This window comes from Capsulimonas corticalis, from assembly GCF_003574315.2.
GTDB lineage: Bacteria > Armatimonadota > Armatimonadia > Armatimonadales > Capsulimonadaceae > Capsulimonas > Capsulimonas corticalis.
Window position 1 is genome coordinate 1,918,092 of sequence record NZ_AP025739.1, and the last position, 17,606, is coordinate 1,935,697.

The 17,606-nt window shown below is 65.1% G+C and carries 14 protein-coding genes; 4 read left to right on the forward strand and 10 right to left on the reverse strand.

All coding sequences use genetic code 11. The features are described 5' to 3' along the window. Positions 1–214 precede the first annotated feature (214 nt). The 4 genes from D5261_RS08160 to D5261_RS08175 form a co-directional block, all read right to left on the reverse strand. The gene (locus D5261_RS08160; protein WP_119322593.1) at positions 215–2,998 is read right to left on the reverse strand and encodes a bpX6 domain-containing protein; all 2,784 of its coding nucleotides are present in this window, start codon (positions 2,996–2,998) and stop codon (positions 215–217) included. Beyond that, entirely contained in the window at positions 2,995–4,836 is a 1,842-nt protein-coding gene (locus D5261_RS08165) for a hypothetical protein (RefSeq protein ID WP_119322592.1), read from the reverse strand. Before D5261_RS08165 ends, D5261_RS08160 begins: the two co-directional genes overlap by 4 nt. Further along, the gene (locus D5261_RS08170) at positions 4,833–5,276 is read right to left on the reverse strand and encodes a bpX5 domain-containing protein (protein WP_119322591.1); all 444 of its coding nucleotides are present in this window, start codon (positions 5,274–5,276) and stop codon (positions 4,833–4,835) included. Before D5261_RS08170 ends, D5261_RS08165 begins: the two co-directional genes overlap by 4 nt. Before the next feature lie 209 nt (positions 5,277–5,485). Next, positions 5,486–6,673, reverse strand: a complete 1,188-nt coding sequence (locus tag D5261_RS08175; protein WP_119322590.1) for an AAA family ATPase — start codon at positions 6,671–6,673, stop codon at positions 5,486–5,488. A 139-nt stretch (positions 6,674–6,812) separates the two neighbouring features. Between D5261_RS08175 and msrA the strand changes: the two genes are divergently transcribed. The 3 genes from msrA (at position 6,813) to D5261_RS08190 (ending at position 10,247) form a co-directional block, all read left to right on the forward strand. Beyond that, the gene (msrA, locus tag D5261_RS08180) at positions 6,813–7,283 is read left to right on the forward strand and encodes a peptide-methionine (S)-S-oxide reductase MsrA (RefSeq protein WP_119322589.1); all 471 of its coding nucleotides are present in this window, start codon (positions 6,813–6,815) and stop codon (positions 7,281–7,283) included. A 159-nt stretch (positions 7,284–7,442) separates the two neighbouring features. Next, positions 7,443–9,389, forward strand: coding sequence for a methyl-accepting chemotaxis protein (locus D5261_RS08185; RefSeq protein WP_119322588.1), 1,947 nt, complete (start codon positions 7,443–7,445; stop codon positions 9,387–9,389). Between the two features lie 183 nt (positions 9,390–9,572). Further along, a complete protein-coding gene (locus D5261_RS08190) occupies positions 9,573–10,247 on the forward strand; it encodes a matrixin family metalloprotease (protein ID WP_119322587.1) in 675 nt (224 codons plus the stop codon). Here the strand turns inward: D5261_RS08190 and D5261_RS08195 are convergent. The 3 genes from D5261_RS08195 to D5261_RS08205 all read right to left on the reverse strand — a co-directional run bounded on the left by D5261_RS08195 (position 10,231) and on the right by D5261_RS08205 (position 13,531). Beyond that, complete coding sequence (locus D5261_RS08195; protein WP_119322586.1) at positions 10,231–11,952, reverse strand: lysozyme family protein; 1,722 nt, start codon at positions 11,950–11,952, stop codon at positions 10,231–10,233. The genes D5261_RS08190 and D5261_RS08195 overlap by 17 nt on opposite strands. Before the next feature lie 42 nt (positions 11,953–11,994). Further along, the gene (locus D5261_RS08200) at positions 11,995–12,576 is read right to left on the reverse strand and encodes a hydrolase (RefSeq protein WP_119322585.1); all 582 of its coding nucleotides are present in this window, start codon (positions 12,574–12,576) and stop codon (positions 11,995–11,997) included. Positions 12,577–12,721: 145 nt separating this feature from the next. Then, complete coding sequence (locus D5261_RS08205; protein ID WP_125206085.1) at positions 12,722–13,531, reverse strand: DUF1559 family PulG-like putative transporter; 810 nt, start codon at positions 13,529–13,531, stop codon at positions 12,722–12,724. Positions 13,532–13,751: 220 nt separating this feature from the next. Here D5261_RS08205 and D5261_RS08210 point away from each other — a divergent pair, with 220 nt between their 5' ends. Next, complete coding sequence (locus tag D5261_RS08210; RefSeq protein ID WP_165864352.1) at positions 13,752–14,612, forward strand: phytanoyl-CoA dioxygenase family protein; 861 nt, start codon at positions 13,752–13,754, stop codon at positions 14,610–14,612. Here D5261_RS08210 and D5261_RS08215 read toward each other — a convergent pair. From D5261_RS08215 to D5261_RS08225, 3 genes are all read right to left on the reverse strand, one after another. Further along, on the reverse strand, positions 14,600–15,508 hold the full coding sequence (locus tag D5261_RS08215; protein WP_119322582.1) for a helix-turn-helix domain-containing protein: 909 nt from the start codon (positions 15,506–15,508) through the stop codon (positions 14,600–14,602). The two genes, D5261_RS08210 and D5261_RS08215, sit on opposite strands and share 13 nt — an antisense overlap. After that, positions 15,509–16,474: a glycoside hydrolase family 43 protein gene (locus D5261_RS08220; RefSeq protein ID WP_119322581.1), complete on the reverse strand. Its 966-nt coding sequence runs from the start codon at positions 16,472–16,474 to the stop codon at positions 15,509–15,511. A gap of 206 nt (positions 16,475–16,680) precedes the next feature. After that, positions 16,681–17,490, reverse strand: coding sequence for a DUF1559 family PulG-like putative transporter (locus D5261_RS08225; protein WP_119322580.1), 810 nt, complete (start codon positions 17,488–17,490; stop codon positions 16,681–16,683). Positions 17,491–17,606 lie beyond the last annotated feature (116 nt).

A 17,606-nucleotide genomic window follows, 5' to 3' on the forward strand; every position in this document is an offset into this window, starting at 1 on the left:
GCCTACGTCAGAAGGCCGGCGGTTGAAACCGCGCCTCCGAGAGCGCGGAAGTCCGCCTGCGCGGACTGCATGATCCATGACGGCGCCGACGAACATGGTCGCGTGATAAGGCGGTATCGTCTACAAATATGTAACCCACGCAGGTGGGTTTCTGCGCTCTGGCAGGCGCGGTTTCCAACCGCCGGCCTTCTGACGCAGACAATTGCACTGCCATTCACCCCACCCGCAAATCCCTCACCAAATCTCCCCGCCGCAGATCGACCACCAGCAGCCGCCCCCGGTCGTCCCCAATCGTCACATTCTCCAAGCCGACGCGCGCCGAGACGGTTTTCGCGCCGTTCAGATGGATTCGCAGGCGTACTGTCAGGGTCTTTGTGTCGAGCAGGCGGCAGCAGACGCCGTTCTCAGTGGATGTAGAGGCGACGATCCATTCGTCTGAGAGAGCAATGTGCAGCGGCTTATTCTCCTTATGGAAGAACACTTGACGCGTAAGTTGCGGAATGCCGGAGCCGGACGATTCGTAGAGTGCTAAGGCGGTCGAAAAGACGTCGGCGGAGTCGTCCGTTGGCAGTTGGATTCGCAGCTCCGCGATGCTTCCGCTGGGCGCGACCACGCGGCGCAGATCGACATAGCCCATCGCTGGCTGTGGGATTTCCGGCCGCGCGCGCAGGCTCAGAGCGGGGAGTGCGAGCAGCCAGCGCTGCCAGAGTTCGTGTTCGAGCGGTTTTGGAACTCCCCACGGATCGACATCTTCCGTGACGCGCACGAGGAACGAGCAGGCGGCGGCGCTGCGGGCGATCTGTGTGATGCGGCCCGGGATATTGGGGGTGCGCCAGAGGGCTTTGTAGTCGTCGGCCAGCGCGTCGATCGCGAGGAAGTCGGTTCCTTCGGCGACAAACCAGAGGGATCCGTCGTAGCTCTTTGCCCAGGAATCGAGGCGGACATCGCGCCAGGAGCGGGCGGTGCGCTGGAGGAAGTCCAGGCGGGCGAGGTGCACGGCGTCGCCGCGCGGGGCGAGCGCGAGGGCGCGGTCGCCGCTGTCCGAGAGGACCAGCCGGTGCGCGGGCTGATCGAAATGCGCGACCGTGCGGCCATCGCGGGCGAGCATCCGGGCGCCGGCTTCGCCGAGCGCAGCGACGCAGCGGCCGTCCGGAAGCCAGGCGGCGTCCAGCACCGGCAGCGCGCCGGTGTCGGCGGCGTCGATCGTGATTTCCAGAGCCGTCGTTCGCTCCGCGAGGCGCGGGCGCGGGCTGAGGGGCGCCGGCGGCGAGTCGGCTTTCAGCGCGCCATCGCCCGAGAACTGCACGAGTTTTGCCAGCCACGCCGGGGCGAGCGCGATGGATCCCTCGGCGGCGTCTTCGATCAGGGCGCGAGTGGCGGCGCGGGTGAGCGCGGACGCCGCCGGGGTGCGGGATTCCTTGATCAAGCTTTCGGCGAAGGCCAGACGCGCCGCAGCCAGTTCGGCGTCGCCGCCCAGCAGCGCCTGAGCGCGTTCGCGGACGTCCGGGAAGGAGTCCGGCTCCAGCGCGAGCCGCCGCGCCAGCATCCGAGCGGCGGGCGCGCCGCCCAGCTCCAGCACGCGCCGGATCCATTCGTGTGTCAGCGCCCGGCCTTCGGGGACCGGCCACGCGATATCGACGGCGGCGGAGTAGTCGCCCTGGCCCGCGAGCGTCCCCGCCCAGACCATGCGTAATGTGTGGCCATGCTTTTTGTCCGTGCGCTCCAGCCGCGTGACGGCGTCGGCGAACGCGCCCGTGCGCCGCGCAATCTCGGCGGCTCGGCCGGCGTCGCCGGCCAGGAACCATTGGCGCACGATCAGCCCCGGCGGCAGCTCGCGCGCCTCCGCCATCTCCGCCGCCAGTCGAAGGCGTCCGTGGCGCTCCAGAAAGGCGACGGCCTCTTCGTTGGCGTGCAGCAGCTCCGCGAGGACAAACGCGGCCTCATCGATCCGCCCCGCCGCCTCCAGCCGCGCGAACGCGCTTCGATAGATCTGCTGGAGATTTTCGTAGAGGTTCACGCCGAGGCCCAGCGCGGAGCCCGGGGCGTTCTGGCCGGGACGGATTTGCAGCGAGTCGCGGCGGCTGGGAAGGCCGAACGCCGGCCAGGGGTTGCTGGCCCCGCCATCGGCGCCGGCGAGCGGCAGGGCGTGCCGGAGCGCTTCCGCGAAATCCCCTTGCTCGAACATTCGTATCATCTTCGAAAGATAACGCGCCTGCCGCACGCCGAAGACCTGCCCCAGCTTTGTCATACGGAGGAACTGATTGAGAAATCGCCCGAGCCACTCCGGCGGTGTGGGACTTGCAGCAGTATTGCGCGCGCCTGATCCCCCGGAAGCGGCCCCTGCCCCGGCGCCGAAAGCAGCCAACAGCAGGGTGAGGGGATTGAAAAGATTCCCGAATATCGCCCCCAGCGATTGCGTCCCGATGGCCGCCGGCGTCTGCGCTTCCTTCGCGGCGAAGCTTGCCCGAAGCCGCATCAATACGGACAGCATGTCCGGCGACGGGGCGGGAATGCCGCCCAGCTGCCGGCGAGCGTCGAAAGCGGCGGCTTCCGTGAACATCTGCGGCGGCGCGAGAGGCGCGCCGAGGGTTTGGACGGTCATTACCGGCCAGTCAGAGACATCAAGCCACGCCGCCGGATCGGTCCTCGTGTCCTCCGTCAGCGCGTGCAGCGTCGTCACGCCGTCCTGGATCCGGCAAAAGCTGCGCGGCGGCGGCGCGATCTCTTCCCACTCGTCGGAGGTCAGCGGCGATCCGGTCAGCACATCGTCGCGCAGCGTGAGCGGCAGCCCGGGTGTCCGGCGGCAGTCGATCTCCCGCGCGTGCGCCCAGCGCAAGAGGAGCCCGCCCGCGACGGCGTGAACCGTCGCGCCCGGCTCCCAGAGCGCGAGCACGCGACGGCGCGCCTCGGGCTCGCCGAGCAGGGCAAAGTCAAAGAATAACCCGATGGCGTCGATGACGCCTTGATGGACAAGCGCGCGCGGCTTCACAAGATTCATGAGGCGCCTCCGCCCGGCGCCAGCCGATACAAAATCGCCTCATGCTCCAGCGAATAGATGATGACCTCGCCGTTTGTCGTCGAATACGCGATGATCGGCGCCGCGTGGCTGACCGTGACATGCTCGATCGGCGCGTCCGCAATCGGCAGGACATGCGACCAGGAGGCTCCCAGCACCCGGAGCCGCCGCGCGCCCGGCTCCAGCAGAACCAGCGCCGGCGTTTGATAGCGTCGCGTGGCGATCACTCCGACAACACGGCACTCGGGAATCGCTTTGAGCGAGAGTTCCGCACTATTGGTGAGCACGCTCCAATAACCATCGCCTTTATATGCGGCGACCAATCCGTAACGCTCGTTTCCGAGCGCCGACGCATATCCCATGAAAAGACCGGGCGAATTGTCGTCCGTCGCGCCGGGGATGTTCTGAGGCGTCCGTTCGCTGCCGTCGAGGGCGACGCTCCAGCCGTCTTTCGCTTGCAGTCCACAGAGGATATGATGGGGAGTATTGAGCGTGGCGAGAAATACGGCTCCGTTGTAGATGGGATTGAGGTGCGCGCCTTTGGCGTCTTTGTAAAGCGTGGCGATGGAGCAGCGCCCCGGCATGCGGATATTGCCGGGCAGGCCAATCACTAGCCGGGAGCCGGCGGGATTGCTCTGCGGCGTGGCGAAGCATGGCGATAGCGGCGGATTGACAGCGTCGTCCAGCGCTTTTTGGTAACCTACATCGATGGGATAAGCGCCGACGGCAACGCCGGCGTTTTTGCCGCCGATGCATGACACAAGCAACGCATCGCCGTTACCGGGGCGGGTGATGATGACGTAAGCCTTGCCGATGCGTCCCGCCGCCAAAATCGTGGTTTTGGTGTGTGAGGGAAATGCAGTGTAGTGTTTCGGATATCCTGGGCCTGAGCGCGGCGAATTCGGGACAGGGTAGGCGATGAGGCCGCCGTCGTGCGCACGCGCGATCAGTTTGCTGCCGCTTGCCGTGAACAGCAGGTTGGACGCCGGGGCGACGTGCGCTTGAGGCTTGGTGGGCGCGGCGACGGCGGTGGCGAACGGATCGCGCAGGAGACGCGCGCAGAGCGCGTCGGCAGGCAGATCCAGCACGACATGGGCGTCGGCCCGGCCGGCGCGGTGGACATGCGCCGAGATTTGATGGGTCTCGGGATCCAGTTCGTCCCGCACTTCCACGCCGCTGGCGCCGTCCCGTGCGGCCAGCCGGGCGAGGCGGGCGCCGCCGATGGCCCAGAAATCGTCCACGTCGCTTTGGGCCGTCGCACGCTCGCGCCACTGGTGCCACATCTCGGAGGTGGGCGGCTGCGATGATCGGGCCAAGAGAAGCGCCCGGATACTCGATTCCGTCAGACCGACCTCCGGCTCCATGTCGGGCCGCTGTACGATCGCCCACTCAAACCGCGCCTTCGCCGCCTCGGCGCGGCGGGCAAGGGCGATCAGCAGCGCGAGATGCGCGATGCGCGGCCCGCCGATCTGGCTCGGGCCGGCGTCGAACAAGGCGAAGGAGACCCGTCCGCCGGTCCGGGTGCGGCGGGCAAGCTGTAAGAATCCGTGCTCGCCCATCGCCGCGCGGCGCAGAAACTCGTCGGGCGCGTCGTCGGCGAGGAGCCATTCGGAGAGAAGAAGACGGTCGTAGGGGCCGCGCCGGCCGATGTCCGAAAAGCCGTCGGGGTCGCCCTCGTCCACGCGGTCATGCGTGCGCATCGGGCCAATCGCGGCGTCGAGTCGCTGGGCGAGCGGCGCGAGCGCGGCGGCCAGATCGTCGGGAAAGAGATTCAGGTGCGGAGCCCAGGACGCCAGCGCGGCGGGGAGAGCAATCGTCATCGAGTCTCCTCATGTTGCAGCCACCGCGCCAGCGATTCCCGCGCCACCGTCCGGGCGGCGGACAGCGACGCCAGCGCCGGCCAATCCGGGATCAGCGCCATCGGCGGCTTGACGTCGGGAGCGCGCAGCGCCATCGCCCCGGCGAGCAGGGCAACCGGGATACTGGGAGCCAGCATCGTCGGAATCAGCAGCTCCGCCGCCATGGGATCACGCCCCAAATACACAACCCCGTCCGCCCACGGCAGACTCTCGGTGGGTCCCATCAGAATCAGGAACCCGTCCCCGGCCACGCCCGTCAGCGTCGCCAGCGCTTCCTCGGAAGAGGCCAGCAGACGCTGCGCAATTGCACACGCCGCCACGCCCGACGCGGCCACGGCGACGGGCTCCAGAGGTGTGGCGCGCGAGCGCCAGGTGATGGGGAATAGAGTATTGGCGTTCATAGGATCGGTGTTTTGTGCTTTCAGCACATGCCTGGCGAATGAATTCGCGGCTAAAAGTACGGCCACCCGCCTGCGCGGGTTCAGATTTTACGCCGCAGGCGCTTATCTTATATGCCGTAGGCTCCGAAGTCCGCGAAGGCGGACGGCCGTACTTTTAGCCGCGAATTTATTCGCCGGCCTTCTTACATGTCCCTCCGTCGCGCCTCGCATTATTCCGCGTTCACCGTCGCGCCGCTGACTGCCGTCAGCGGCGTCGCTTCAAGAGTGGCGACGATCTCGGCGCGGACGCCGATGAGGTCGGGCGGCAGGGATTCGCGCGCGAAGCCGGCGTCGATCTCTCGGGCGACGCCTTCGAGCGCCAGCCGGCGGCGTTCGGCGGCGCGGAGGTCGTCCGGGGCGGCGTGCTCGGCGAGGATGCGACGGCCGGCGTCGACGAGACGCGCGGCGCGGGCGAGCGGGCCGAGGGAGGCGGCTTCGGCGGCGGTCTTTAGCGTGGCGTTCTCGGTCTTGTCCAGCAGCGCGCGCAGGGTTTGGCGCGCAATCTCTTGAGTCTCGGCGGTCGGCGTCGCCAGAACGATCGGCCAGAGGTCCGCTTCGGTCGGCTGCGTGCGGCCGGCGACCACGGCGGCGGCCGCGACGAGCTTTTGCGTCTTGACGGCGCGGCGGTCCGAAAGCGGGATCCCGGCGGCGCGCAGCAGGCGCAGGGCGTGCGCGAGGAATGGACGGATCGGCGCCATGTCCATCCGGCGAGCCGCCGCCGCCAGCGCGTCCAGGTCCCCCAGGGAAGCGGCCGTTTGCACGGTCGAGTTTCCGAGCGCCCATCCGCCTTCCAATAGCTCCTCCAGGCGTGTGTCCGGGAGCGGCTGGAGGAAGACGCGGACGAGGAATCGGTCCGCGAAGGCGCCGAGGGTATCGTCCTCAGGCAGTCCATTGGAGGCGCCGACGCACAGGCGCAGCGGACACGCCGCCTGCGTGTGGCCGCGCCGGAAGACGCGTTCGTTCAGGATGCCAAGCAGGGTGTTGAGAATGGCGGTCGAGCCGAGAAACACTTCGTCCAGAAAGGCGATCTCGGCTTCCGGGAGCATCCCCGTCGTTTCCGTCTCCACGAACCCTTCGCGCAGGCGCCGCAGATCGACCGGTCCGAAGATCTCACTCGGCTCCGTGAAGCGCCCGAGCAGATATTCGAAGTAGTGGCCGCCGATGGCGCGGGCGATCCGGCGGACGGCTTCGCTCTTGGCGGCGCCCGGCGGGCCGATCACCAGCACGTGCTCGCCAGCGACCGCCGCCAGCGCGATGGATTCCACCAGAGCTTCGCGTTCGATCAGTCCCTGGCCGGCGTCGGCGATCGCGGCGCGCAGCGCGGAAAGGGAAGGGGTAAGGGGATTTTCGGTGATCATAAGTTAATGTTAGTATACCTGCGTGATGGAACCAAACCAGGGGTATCAAACGTTATTACTGACGGACGGAGATCGAATTCTCACAAGCTTTCGAGATAAGCTCGGCGCGGGATCGCGCCGAACGAGAGAGAGGGATATCATGGCGATCGCGACATTTGGAGCGGGATGTTTTTGGGGCGTCGAAGCCGCGTTCCGGCAGACGCCGGGCGTCACCGCGACGGCCGTAGGATACGAGGGGGGAGCAACGGAAAATCCCACCTACAAGGAAGTTTGCACGGACCGGACCGGGCACGCCGAAGTCGTGCAGGTGGAGTTCGATCCGGCGCAGGTCACTTACGAAGAACTGCTCGCGGTCTTCTTCGGAAACCATAACCCGACGACGCTGAACCGGCAGGGGCCGGATGTCGGCTCGCAGTACCGCTCGGCGATTTTCTACCACTCGCCGGAGCAGCAGCAGCAGGCCGAAGCGACAAAGGTGAAGCTGGACGCGGCGGGCGTCTTCAATAAGCCCATCGTCACGGAGATCGTTCCGGCGCAGACATTCTACATTGCCGAAGATTATCACCAGCAATATCTGGAAAAGCGCGGCCTGGCGAGCTGCCACCTGTAATCTTCTTCGCAAAGGGCGTTCACTCTCGGGTGAACGCCCTTTTTTATGGGAATTCCTGAAAATGTTTCCGCCATGTTTCTAAATGTGACCTTTTGCCCTGAAGATCTCTCCTGTGAATGCTGATAATCGGGTTCAGCAATACTACCGCAGGAGAAAAGAATGACCTTCTTCATCAACTTAAAGATTGCGTATAAACTCGCGGTCGGATTTGGATTCTGTTTGTTTCTCTCGGCTGTCCTCACGGTCGTCGCTGTGAAGCAGATGGCGAATCAGGAGCGGATCGCCAGCCTCATCGTCTCGGATTCCGTGGTTGGCTTGCAGCAGCTCAGCATTGTCGCGGGCGAAACACGCCAGGTTCGCATTTTGCAGTATCGTCACTTGCTGACCAAAGAAGATGCGGGTAAGCGTGACGTGGAGGCGTCGATCTCCGCCTCGGTCGAGAAAGCCAGCAGCGCCATCAAAGGGTATGTCGATACGACCATCGATCCGTTGGATCGGCGGAACGCCGAGGATTTGCAGAAAAGCTGGGATGCGTATTTGGGATACCAGGACAGGTTTCTGGCGGACAGCCGTCAGCGCCGGACCGATTCCGCCGTTCAGCTGATGAATGGGGAGATGAAGCAAAGCTTTTTGTCCATGGTGGCGGTATCCGACGCCATGGTGGTCTGGAACAAAAAGCATGGCGCGGACTATGCGAGCGCTTCGGCGGACGCATACCGAAGCGGCGCCGCGCTTATGGGGGGAATGCTGCTGCTGTCGCTGGCGCTGGGGATCGCGTTCGCGCTCGCCATCACGCGGCAGGTGACCGGGCCGCTCCACCTGGTGTCGGTGGGGTACGACAGTATGCGCAACGGCTGCATCGCAAATCTCAACAAGGCGATCGGCGCGCTGGCGTGCGGAGACCTGACCGTCCGAGTCGAGCCGAAGACAAAGCCCATCGAGGTCAAGTCTCGAGACGAGATCGGAAAAATCACCGAGACATTCAACCAGATGGTAGGCGCCGTTGAGGAAACCATCGTTTCGTTCAATCAGTCCCAGGAATCGCTGACGCGAGTGGTTGAGCAGCTCCAGTCGGCGGCGGGCCAGGTGGCGCAGACTTCCACGACCGTGGTGAATGCGGCGCAGCAGGTCGGTTCGGGCTCTGAGGAGATCAGCGCGACGATGGGCGAAGTCTCCAGCGCCAGCGAGCAGTCAGCGCGCGGCGCCAGCGAAGTGGCGCAGGGCGCGGCCAGCCAGGCCGTATCGCTCGCCAGCAGCCGGGAGCGTATCAAGAACCTGACCGGATCCATCGACAGCGTCGTTCACAGCGCCGGCGAAGCCAGCGGCGCGGCCAGCGACGCCGCCGGAGCCGCCGAGCGCGGCGCGAGCACGGTGGCGCGCTCCATCCAAAGCATCCGGTCCATCGAGCAGACCATCGACGCCAGCGCGGAGACGATGGGCATGCTCAGCGAATCGGCGCGCACGATCGGCTCGATCGTCGAGACGATCAACCAGATCGCCGAGCAGACGAACCTGCTCGCCCTGAACGCGGCGATCGAAGCGGCGCGGGCCGGGGAATCGGGCCGTGGCTTCGCGGTGGTGGCGGAGGAAGTGCGCAAGCTGGCGGAGCGTTCTGCGGTGGCGACGCGTGAGATCACGTCGATGATCGCGACGGTTCAGGAGCGCACGCAGGCGGCGACGGCGGCGACGGCGAAGGGCCGTCAGGAAGCGGCGACGGGCGTTGGCCTGGCCGGGGAAGTAGAGACGGCTTTGGCGGAGATCGCCCGCCATGCGGCGTCCGTGGCGGAGCGGATCGCGGGGATCGACGAGGCGACTCGCCAGATGAGCGCCGAGTCCAACCGGATCAGCGCGGAGATCGACGGCGTGGCGGCGGTGGTGGAGCAGAGCTCTGCGGCGGCCGAAGAGATGTCGGCGTCGGCGGAGCAGGTGTCGGCGTCGATCCAGAGCGTTTCGGCGATGAGCGGCCAGCAGGCGCACGCCGCGGAGAGCTTGCTGCAAAGCTCCAGCGACTTGAGCAATGTCGCCGAGACGCTTTCCGAAACCGTGCGCGGCTTCAAGATCGGGGAAGGTGCGCCGGTGAAGCTGACGCTGCGGAAAGTCGCGTAATCACATACTCGGCGCCGCGCCGCCAGGCCGCTCTCGACGATCGTCGAAAGCGGCCTGTTTGATGCGCGGCCCGCCTGCCGTCGCCCTGCGTGGAACCCAGGAGGTTTTGGGAACGTTCTATGAATATCGCCTCGCTTTCCGGGCGTCGTGAATGGACCGATCCGTCGAAAAGGAATTTCCCGCTTGCTCCAAGACTGGCTTGCGCGTTTACATCTGTCGCTTGTCGCGCTGCTGCTCGCGCTGAGCGGCCACGCTTCCGTCGCGCCGACGACGGTCAATATCAATGTGTCGCGCCCGGCGGCGCGGGCCGCCGCCTTCACGCCGAACTACGCCGCCGCCGCCAGGATGGATCGTCTCTGGCGCTGGCCTCGTTTCCCGCTTCATGTGTTTATCGCCGGGCATAACGACGAGGAAAAACGAGAGGCCGGCGTCGCCATGGCCGGGTTTGACGAGTGGGTGACGGCGTCCCGCGACGGCGTCCGTTACCAGATCGTCAACAGTCCGTCCGAAGCGGACGTGACGGTGCGTTTCACCACGGACGAATACCTGAACGATCGGCGGGGCGTGGTCGGAGAAACGCATGTCTCGGGCCGGGGCGGCGTGCTGTTCAAAGCCGAGATGCGGCTGGCGACCGGCGGCGCGAGCGATTCGGATTTGCAGACGGCGGCGGCGCATGAATTCGGCCACGCGCTCGGGATCGGCGGCCACAGCAACAGCCCGAAAGATTTGATGTATCCCTCGCAAGTGCGCTACCTCCGCTGGGATCAAACGCCGATCCCGTCCGCGCCGCGCCATGTGACGCGCCGCGATCTGAATACCCTGCGTGTCTGCTACCCGGACCTCACCCCGCCGGGATAAACGAATCAGCCGCGCCGATTCGCTCCAGCGCCTGACGGTACGCAGGATTGGGCGCGATATGGTATCGCAGCGCCCCTTCGGACTGCTCCTCCTTCCACCAGAGAACCTTACGGTCCTTCCAGTAGCCGAGCGCGTACTCCAGAGTTTTGCGCGCGTTCACATCCGTTGGCGGGATCAAGTCGAACGCCGTTCCCGTTGTGTGCGCGTTGAAGTTCGCGGGCGGTCCGCCGCCGGGCCGGATGTCCGGCTCGGGCGGAAGCATGGCTGTTCGCGGGGAAATGGGCGCGTGCGCGGCGAGCCAATCGGCGTCCTGCACGGACAGCGTCGTGTCTCCCACAACGAGCGGACCGGGGCCGCCGGCGCTCCGGTAGGCGGACGCGATCAAAACCAGCGCCCCGCGCGCTTCGATTCGCATGACGGCGACCGGCGGGGCGAACGGACGGGGAGAGGGCGCTGTCACGGTGACGCCGGGGATGCCGGCGATGGGGATGAGCGCGCCGCTCCGCGCGGCGGCCAGAAGCGCCGCCGTGTTCGAGATCGTGGGAGACGCCCCGTACCAGAGGGCGTCCGTACCGCGCCCGGGCAGCAGCGCTTCCCATTGGCGCTGAAAGGCGGCGGGATCACGACGGTACAGCGCGATCGCCTCCTGCGCCGCGCGCAGCTTCCACCAGTAATGCCGGTGGTCGTCGCCGCGCCCATACAAATAAGAAAACGCGGCCGGATGACTTTGTGGGCTGCTCGTCAGATACACGTCCTCGAAACTCAGCCGCCGGCCCGCGTTTCCCCGGCGGATCGCCGCCGCCGCGTCGCCGGGCCACTGAGGACCCAGATATTTGCGCAGCGTGCGCTCTACTCCGGCTTCGCCGCCATGATAAGCTTGAAAGATCCAATCCGCGCTGGGAAAGCGCGGATAAAGCTTCAGCAGATAGTTCGTCTGCGCGAAGATCGCCTGGCGCGGATCGTAACGCCGATCGATGCGTCGCCGCTGCGCCCGGAGCAGCTCAAGACGCGTCGCAAGCGCGGGGAGCTCGGCGGCGGCCTGAGCCGGCGTGAGCGCCGGTCCGATGGACACCGGGGGCGGCGCAGGCGCCGCCCCCGGCGGCTCCGCGCGCCAGTACTCCCGCCAGGCGATGCGCTGCTTGAACGCGTCGATGGGCGCCGTCAGGCGGCGGGAGGCCGGCAGATCGACGGCCAGAAGTCCGTGCCCGCCCACGCCCGGCATCCACTGCGCTACGCCAACCGCTCCGGCGCTCGAAATCGCGTCCGGGTCTCCGCCGGACTCCAGCAGAAGGTCCGCTTCCTGCAAGTGGACCCACGATGTCTGGGCCGTCTCCCGCGAAACGCCTTCCTCACGCGCCATCCGCTCCAGTATCGCCTGCGCCTCCGGCGCGCGCGCCGCCTCGGCCACAATCGGCCCAAGCTGATCCGCTACGCGCGAGACATCTCGCGTCGAAACCAGGCGTCCCATCACCGGCTTGCGCAGCCCGTCGATGATGCTGCGAATCCTCTGCTCGCGGTCGAGATGGAGCGGCAGGGCGTCGGCGCCGGGATTGGGAGGCGTGGAGGATAGTGTGGCGCCGCCCGAGATCGGCGCGGGGCGGGGGCGGCATCCCGTGAATGTGAAACCGATCAGGGCGGCGGCGCTTGTGAGGGCGAGGCCGAGGGCGATCCGGCGAACGCGGAGACTTCGGTGGTCGATAGGCATCGGTGATCCCAAATCGGCGCCGCAAAGGCCGGCATTGGAGCGCTACCCCAGAGCGTCCAGAATATTCTGGACGGAGCGGACACGTCCCAATCGGGGAAATACCGATTTGACCGCGAATTCGTGCGCCTCGGCGGTCATGCTCGCCATGGCGTCTTCAGCCAAAACGACCGCGTAGCCGCGTTCATAGGCGTCGCGCGCCGTGGATTCGACGCCGAAGTTCGTGACGAGTCCGCCCAGGACGATGGTTTGGACGCCGCGTCGGCGCAGCTGCAGATCCAGCCCCGTTTCATAGAACGCTCCCCACTGATGCTTGGTCACGACCAGGTCGCTCGGACGCGGGCTGAGCTCTGGGACGAACTCATCCCAGCCGGGCGGCGGGGAGGCCGACGCCATCGATTCGTCCACCGGCGCCGTCAGCCGGTCCCGGCCGTCGGGATGAAATGAGACGTGGACGAGCGCTACCGTCGATTCCAGCTCCCGGAACCGCTCCGCCAGACGCGCGCTTTGCGCGACGACATCTTGGGAGGAGTAGGGCGCGACATCGCGGCTCACTACGCCCTTTTGCAGATCGATCAGCACTAAAGCCGTCGTCTTCGGATCGAGCGTCAGTTTTGCGTCATTCATCGTCTATTCTCCGTGGAAGGGATCGGCGTTGTCCAGGTTCAGTATTGCACGATCGGAGCGATCTGAAACGTGATTGGCGGCGGCAAAAATCCCTCCCTGCGCCACGGCGGAGGAAGGGACTTCCAGGGTGATTTGGAGGGCTGCCTTAATGCACGCTGAACGTCGCCGCGAGACCCGTGGCCGAGCAGTCGACCGATGCGGCCGTCCCCGCGAATGTTCCGCTCGTGAATGTGTTGCAGTCGCCATTCGAACCGTCTCCGCCGGTTGAAACGGACGTTGGCCGGATCCACTTCGCGTGGCCGTCGGCCATCAAGTAATTCGAGGCGTCGGTATGGCGTCCCGTCTTGGTGTCGTACCAGCCATTGTTGCCGCCGACTTCGGAGGGACTCGCGCCCGACATAACGCCAGTCGCAAAGCGGCCGACGCCGTTGAAGCCCTCGGGATTCCCATCGGCGGCCGGCGATGTGATGTCGCCGCTGACGGCGTTCCCCACCGTCGTGATGCTCGCCGCGCTCCCGACGGTTTCAAACAGCATGACGGATTTGGAATCGCTGACGAAGTCGGCGAGCGCGCTGCGTGTGGCTTGCAGGTTTATACCGTAAGAGATGGGATAAGTAATTGGGGCGACGTTCGAGCCGGACGTGGAATCGTCCGGGCATCGGAAAACCGCCGTACTTTTGACGTAACTGTAGATCTGCGACGCCCAGCCTTTCCCATCCTGCGTGTTGACGCCGGTAACCGCCGTTCCGCAGGGCATACGCTCGTCGCTATCCTGAGAATATTGCAAAATCGCAAGTCCTAGCTGCTTTTCATTCGAGAGACACGAGATCTGCCGCGCCTTTTCGCGGGCTTTGGCGAAGACGGGAAAGAGAATCGCGGCGAGAATCGCGATGATAGCGATGACGACGAGGAGCTCAATCAGCGTGAAGCCCTTCTTGGTCGCGTGCTGGGTCATGGTGGCGCCTTTCTGGCGGAAGCGAATGCTGCTGACATCTATTGTACGGTAATAAGACCCGGAAACGATTCCTTGCCCACAAATATGTCCGGGATTATCTGAACTCAGGAAAATATTCTCGGAAAGGTGTAAATCGTCCGATTTGTCGTTGATTTCCTGCATTGTGAGGCCGCCTGAGAGGACTTATACTGGTCTCATTGCTGCTGGTGAGGAAATGACATTGAATAAAGAAAAATACGACCAATTGGCGTCCGACGGCTATTGCCGCTTTCCACAGACGCTCTCGCTCGAAATGATCGATCGTCTTCGGGACGCGACGGACAGGCTGCTCGACGCTCAGTCAATGGAGGAACGGACCCGAGTCCGGGCGCAGGGGAGTATGATGCCGATCACCGCCGATCCGATCTTCGCCGAGCTGGTCACGCTGCCGGCGGCGCGCAACGCCTTCGCGGATCTTGGCTTCCCGGCGCCCACGTTCACTGATGGATATATCATCAGCAAGCCGGGCGGCAGTCCCCGGCTGTTCTGGCATTACGATTGGTTCGCGTGGGAGGATAACCGAAGTTATGAGCTGCCCGCGCCGCAGCTTTTCTGCATGTACTATCTCTCGGACACGCGCCCGGAAAACGGATGCCTGCGCGTCATCCCCGGTTCGCATATTCACCATCATTCGCTCCACGATCTGATGGACGCGCCCCATTCCGAAACGCTGGGGCAGGCGAGCGATCCGCAAAGAATCGAATTTTCCGATCAGCCGGACGAGGTCGATGTCCCGGTACAGGCTGGCGACTTGCTGATCGGCGACGCGCGGGTGCTGCACGCCGCCCATCGCAATGACACGGACGAACGGCGGACGCTCATCACCCTCTGGTATCAGCCGGACTTCGCGTCGCTTCCCGAGCGCATGCAGGCGCAGATGGCCGCCAAAGCGCAGTCCATCCCGGGGGAGTGGCCGGAGGAGGCGCAGTCGCGTCTGAGAAGCATCATGGCGACCTATACGGGGACGGCGGCGGCGTATCCGCGCACGCTTTACCGGCGCCGGTCGCCGGTCCCCGCGGGATCTCTCGCTCACTCCGAATAGAGATTGTGCGCGCTCCGGACGGAGTCCCGATATCGTCCGGGCGTCGCGCCGAACGCGGATTTGAAGACTCGGATGAGATAGGTCGCGTCTTCGAAGCCGCATTCCGACGCAATGGCGTCGAGCGTCCGATCCGTGGCGGCGAGCAGCTCGCGCGCTCGCCGCAGGCGGATGTCCGTCAGCATCCGCATCGGCGTCATCCCATATTCGGCGCGAAACAACCTGTCCAGCGAGCCGGGATGCAGGCATTCGCGCTCGGCCAGCTCGCCGCGCGACAGACGCCGATGCGCGTTCTCCATCATAAACGCGACCGTGGCGGCGAATCGGCTGGCGCGGGCGGCCATCGATGCGGGGCGCGGGACGGCGCCGCCCTTCCTCCATTCTTCGATCAGCAGATCCAGGATCGCGGCGGTGCGGCGTGACACCGCGAGTTCGCGCTGGAATGGCGGCGAATGGACGTCCGACCACGCCGACAGCAATTCCTCGAACATTTCTGAGTACGCGCCCGCGCAGCTTAAGGCGATGACCGGGCTGAGGGGATAGGCCTCGAAAAGAGGGATGTTCTGGCTGGTGATCGCGTCGAATACGATCCACTCATGCTGCCCCGGCCCCGGCGCGTATTCGACATAGGGAAGCCCTGGAGGGTGGACGAGCACCGAGCCGGCGGGCGCCGCAAATGCGCGGTCCGCCGTGGTCGTTCGAACATCCCCCAGGGCGACATGGCTGATGGCCCAGTGAGGATGCGTGATCGCGGCGTTGAGTGAGCGGTAGGAGGTTCGCGCCACTTGAAACACCGACAGGCGCAGACGAGCATCCACCGGGCGCGCGGCGACTTCCGTGGCTGTATCCGAGACGATGACCGACGGAGTTCGGTGGGGATCGAGCATTGGCTTCGTCATTTAAGGACGCCCATCGAACGCCGACAGATCCCAGCGGTCACGCCACTCCACCGTCAGCGTATCGCCTGCCACGAAGAGGGGAAGCCAGACATACCGCGAGTCGCTCAGATTTCGCGGATTCCACCGATCCAGCATCAGGATCACGGCGCCGGGGCGCGCCGCAAGCGGAAGCGCGAACGTATTTTGCGATCCGAATGTCGTCTCCGCGCCGTCGCCCACGCAGGGCGAGCCTTTGACCTCCCATGGCCCGAGCGGCGACGGCGCAACGGCGTATTCCGCCGCGTTGGGCGCCCAGCCCGTGCATCCGGAACCGATAAAGAAGCAGCGGTCTCCGCTGCGAAAAACGGCGGGAGATTCGCGTCCCGTGTTGCGCTGCGGGCTCCGGAAGGCTTCCGTGTGGATGTCGCTTACCTCCAGGTAGTCGTCCGTCAGCCGCGCGATCCGAATCACGGAATTCCAATCGGAGGAGAAAAAAAGATATGCGGCCCCGTCGGAATCTTGAAACAGGGTCATATCCCGGCTTTCAAAACCGGCCGGGCGTACGCTTCCGAGATATGTGAATGGCCCGGTGGGCGAAGCGCTGACGGCGCGACCGGCGCGCGCCTTGGTGTAGTCGGGGCTATCGACATGCAGCCAGAGCACGAATTGCCGCGTGCGAGGGTTGTAGATGACCTTGGGGCGCTCCGCGACTTGGCTTGGATGCAGATCGTGCGCGGGATCGTCTGGAGCGGCGGGCAGCGCCAAGCCTTCATTGCGCCAGTGAATGAGGTCTTGCGAGGAGTAGCAGGATACGCCGACGACGGCGAGGTGGCCGGTCTCCGGATCGGTGACTCCCTCTTTGTTCTCCCCATACCAATAATATGTGCCCTCGTACTCCAGAACGCCGCCGCCGTGGGCCTGAATCGGCGCGCCGTCCGTATCCCGCCACACCTCTCCGGGTTCAAACTCTCCGCCGATACCATGCATCGCCAATCGCTCCTGAAACGCCAAATGATTCGAGCCGCCGTCGCTGGGCGGCTCACGCGTCTAGAGTGATGTTGGCTGTGTGGCCGTGAATCTCCTTTGAAATTGGTGTAACGTTGCATCAAATTTTTTTGGCGTCTGTTTTTCGGCCGCACGCATGACCCATTATTGCCATTCGCGTGCGGCCCAGACCCAGAGGCGGCGAAATCTCAGTGAATGCTGAAGGTCGCGGCCAGCCCCGTCGTTTCGCAGTCGCCGGAGGCGGCCAGCCCCGTCAGGGCTCCGCTGGTAAATGCGCCGCAGTCGCCGCCCGAATTGTCCGTGCCGGTCGAGACGGATGTCGGACGCAGCCACTTCGCATGCCCATCGGCCATCAAGTAATTGGCGGCGTCGGTGTGCCGTCCCGTGGTCGTGGCGAAGTACCCGGCCGTACCGGTCCCCACCGAGGCGGCCGCGCCCGACATCACGCCCGTGGCGTACTGCCCGACTCCATTGTAACCGGCGGTATTGCCGTCGGCGGCGGGCGAGGTGCTGTCGCCCGTGGTCCCATCCCAGATTCCGGTGATCTCCGCCGGGCTGTTGACGGTCTCGAACAGCATCACGGACTTCGAAACGTTCACAAACGCCGACTGCGTGCTGTTCGCCATCAGCACGTTCATGCCGAACGATACGGGCACGGCGTGCGGCGTGGTCGTCGTCACCTCCGACGTCGCGTCGTCCGGGCATCGAAACGCGGCGGTGCTCTTCACATACGAATAGAGCTGGGACGCCCATCCGACGCCAAGCTCGGCGCTGGTCGTTCCCTGCGTTCCGCACGGGAACGCCTCATCGCTGTCCTGCGAGTACTGCAAGATCGCAAGCCCGATCTGCTTTTCGTTGGAAAGGCACGAGATCTGCCGCGCCTTCTCGCGCGCTTTGGCAAATACGGGAAACAGGATAGCGGCGAGTATCGCAATGATTGCGATGACGACGAGAAGCTCGATCAGCGTGAAGCCTTGGGTGTGGTTGCGACGAAACATGTGATCTATGGGCCTTTCCGGGTAAGCGTGAGTTGTTTATGGAGTTAGTATAAGATATGGAGATGAAGATCAGATGAACTTGAGCAGGGAGAATTGCCGTTCCGATCACATTCTCC

What these genes read in the sequence shown, in the direction of transcription:
- D5261_RS08160 (WP_119322593.1), bottom strand. Translation starts at nt 2,998, where the DNA reads ATGAATCTTGTGAAGCCGCGCGCGCTTGTCCATCAAGGCGTCATCGAC.
- D5261_RS08165 (WP_119322592.1), bottom strand. Translation starts at nt 4,836, where the DNA reads ATGACGATTGCTCTCCCCGCCGCGCTGGCGTCCTGGGCTCCGCACCTG.
- D5261_RS08170 (WP_119322591.1), bottom strand. Translation starts at nt 5,276, where the DNA reads ATGAACGCCAATACTCTATTCCCCATCACCTGGCGCTCGCGCGCCACA.
- D5261_RS08175 (WP_119322590.1), bottom strand. Translation starts at nt 6,673, where the DNA reads ATGATCACCGAAAATCCCCTTACCCCTTCCCTTTCCGCGCTGCGCGCC.
- msrA (WP_119322589.1), top strand. Translation starts at nt 6,813, where the DNA reads ATGGCGATCGCGACATTTGGAGCGGGATGTTTTTGGGGCGTCGAAGCC.
- D5261_RS08185 (WP_119322588.1), top strand. Translation starts at nt 7,443, where the DNA reads ATGACCTTCTTCATCAACTTAAAGATTGCGTATAAACTCGCGGTCGGA.
- D5261_RS08195 (WP_119322586.1), bottom strand. Translation starts at nt 11,952, where the DNA reads ATGCCTATCGACCACCGAAGTCTCCGCGTTCGCCGGATCGCCCTCGGC.
- D5261_RS08200 (WP_119322585.1), bottom strand. Translation starts at nt 12,576, where the DNA reads ATGAATGACGCAAAACTGACGCTCGATCCGAAGACGACGGCTTTAGTG.
- D5261_RS08205 (WP_125206085.1), bottom strand. Translation starts at nt 13,531, where the DNA reads ATGACCCAGCACGCGACCAAGAAGGGCTTCACGCTGATTGAGCTCCTC.
- D5261_RS08215 (WP_119322582.1), bottom strand. Translation starts at nt 15,508, where the DNA reads ATGACGAAGCCAATGCTCGATCCCCACCGAACTCCGTCGGTCATCGTC.
- D5261_RS08220 (WP_119322581.1), bottom strand. Translation starts at nt 16,474, where the DNA reads ATGCATGGTATCGGCGGAGAGTTTGAACCCGGAGAGGTGTGGCGGGAT.
- D5261_RS08225 (WP_119322580.1), bottom strand. Translation starts at nt 17,490, where the DNA reads ATGTTTCGTCGCAACCACACCCAAGGCTTCACGCTGATCGAGCTTCTC.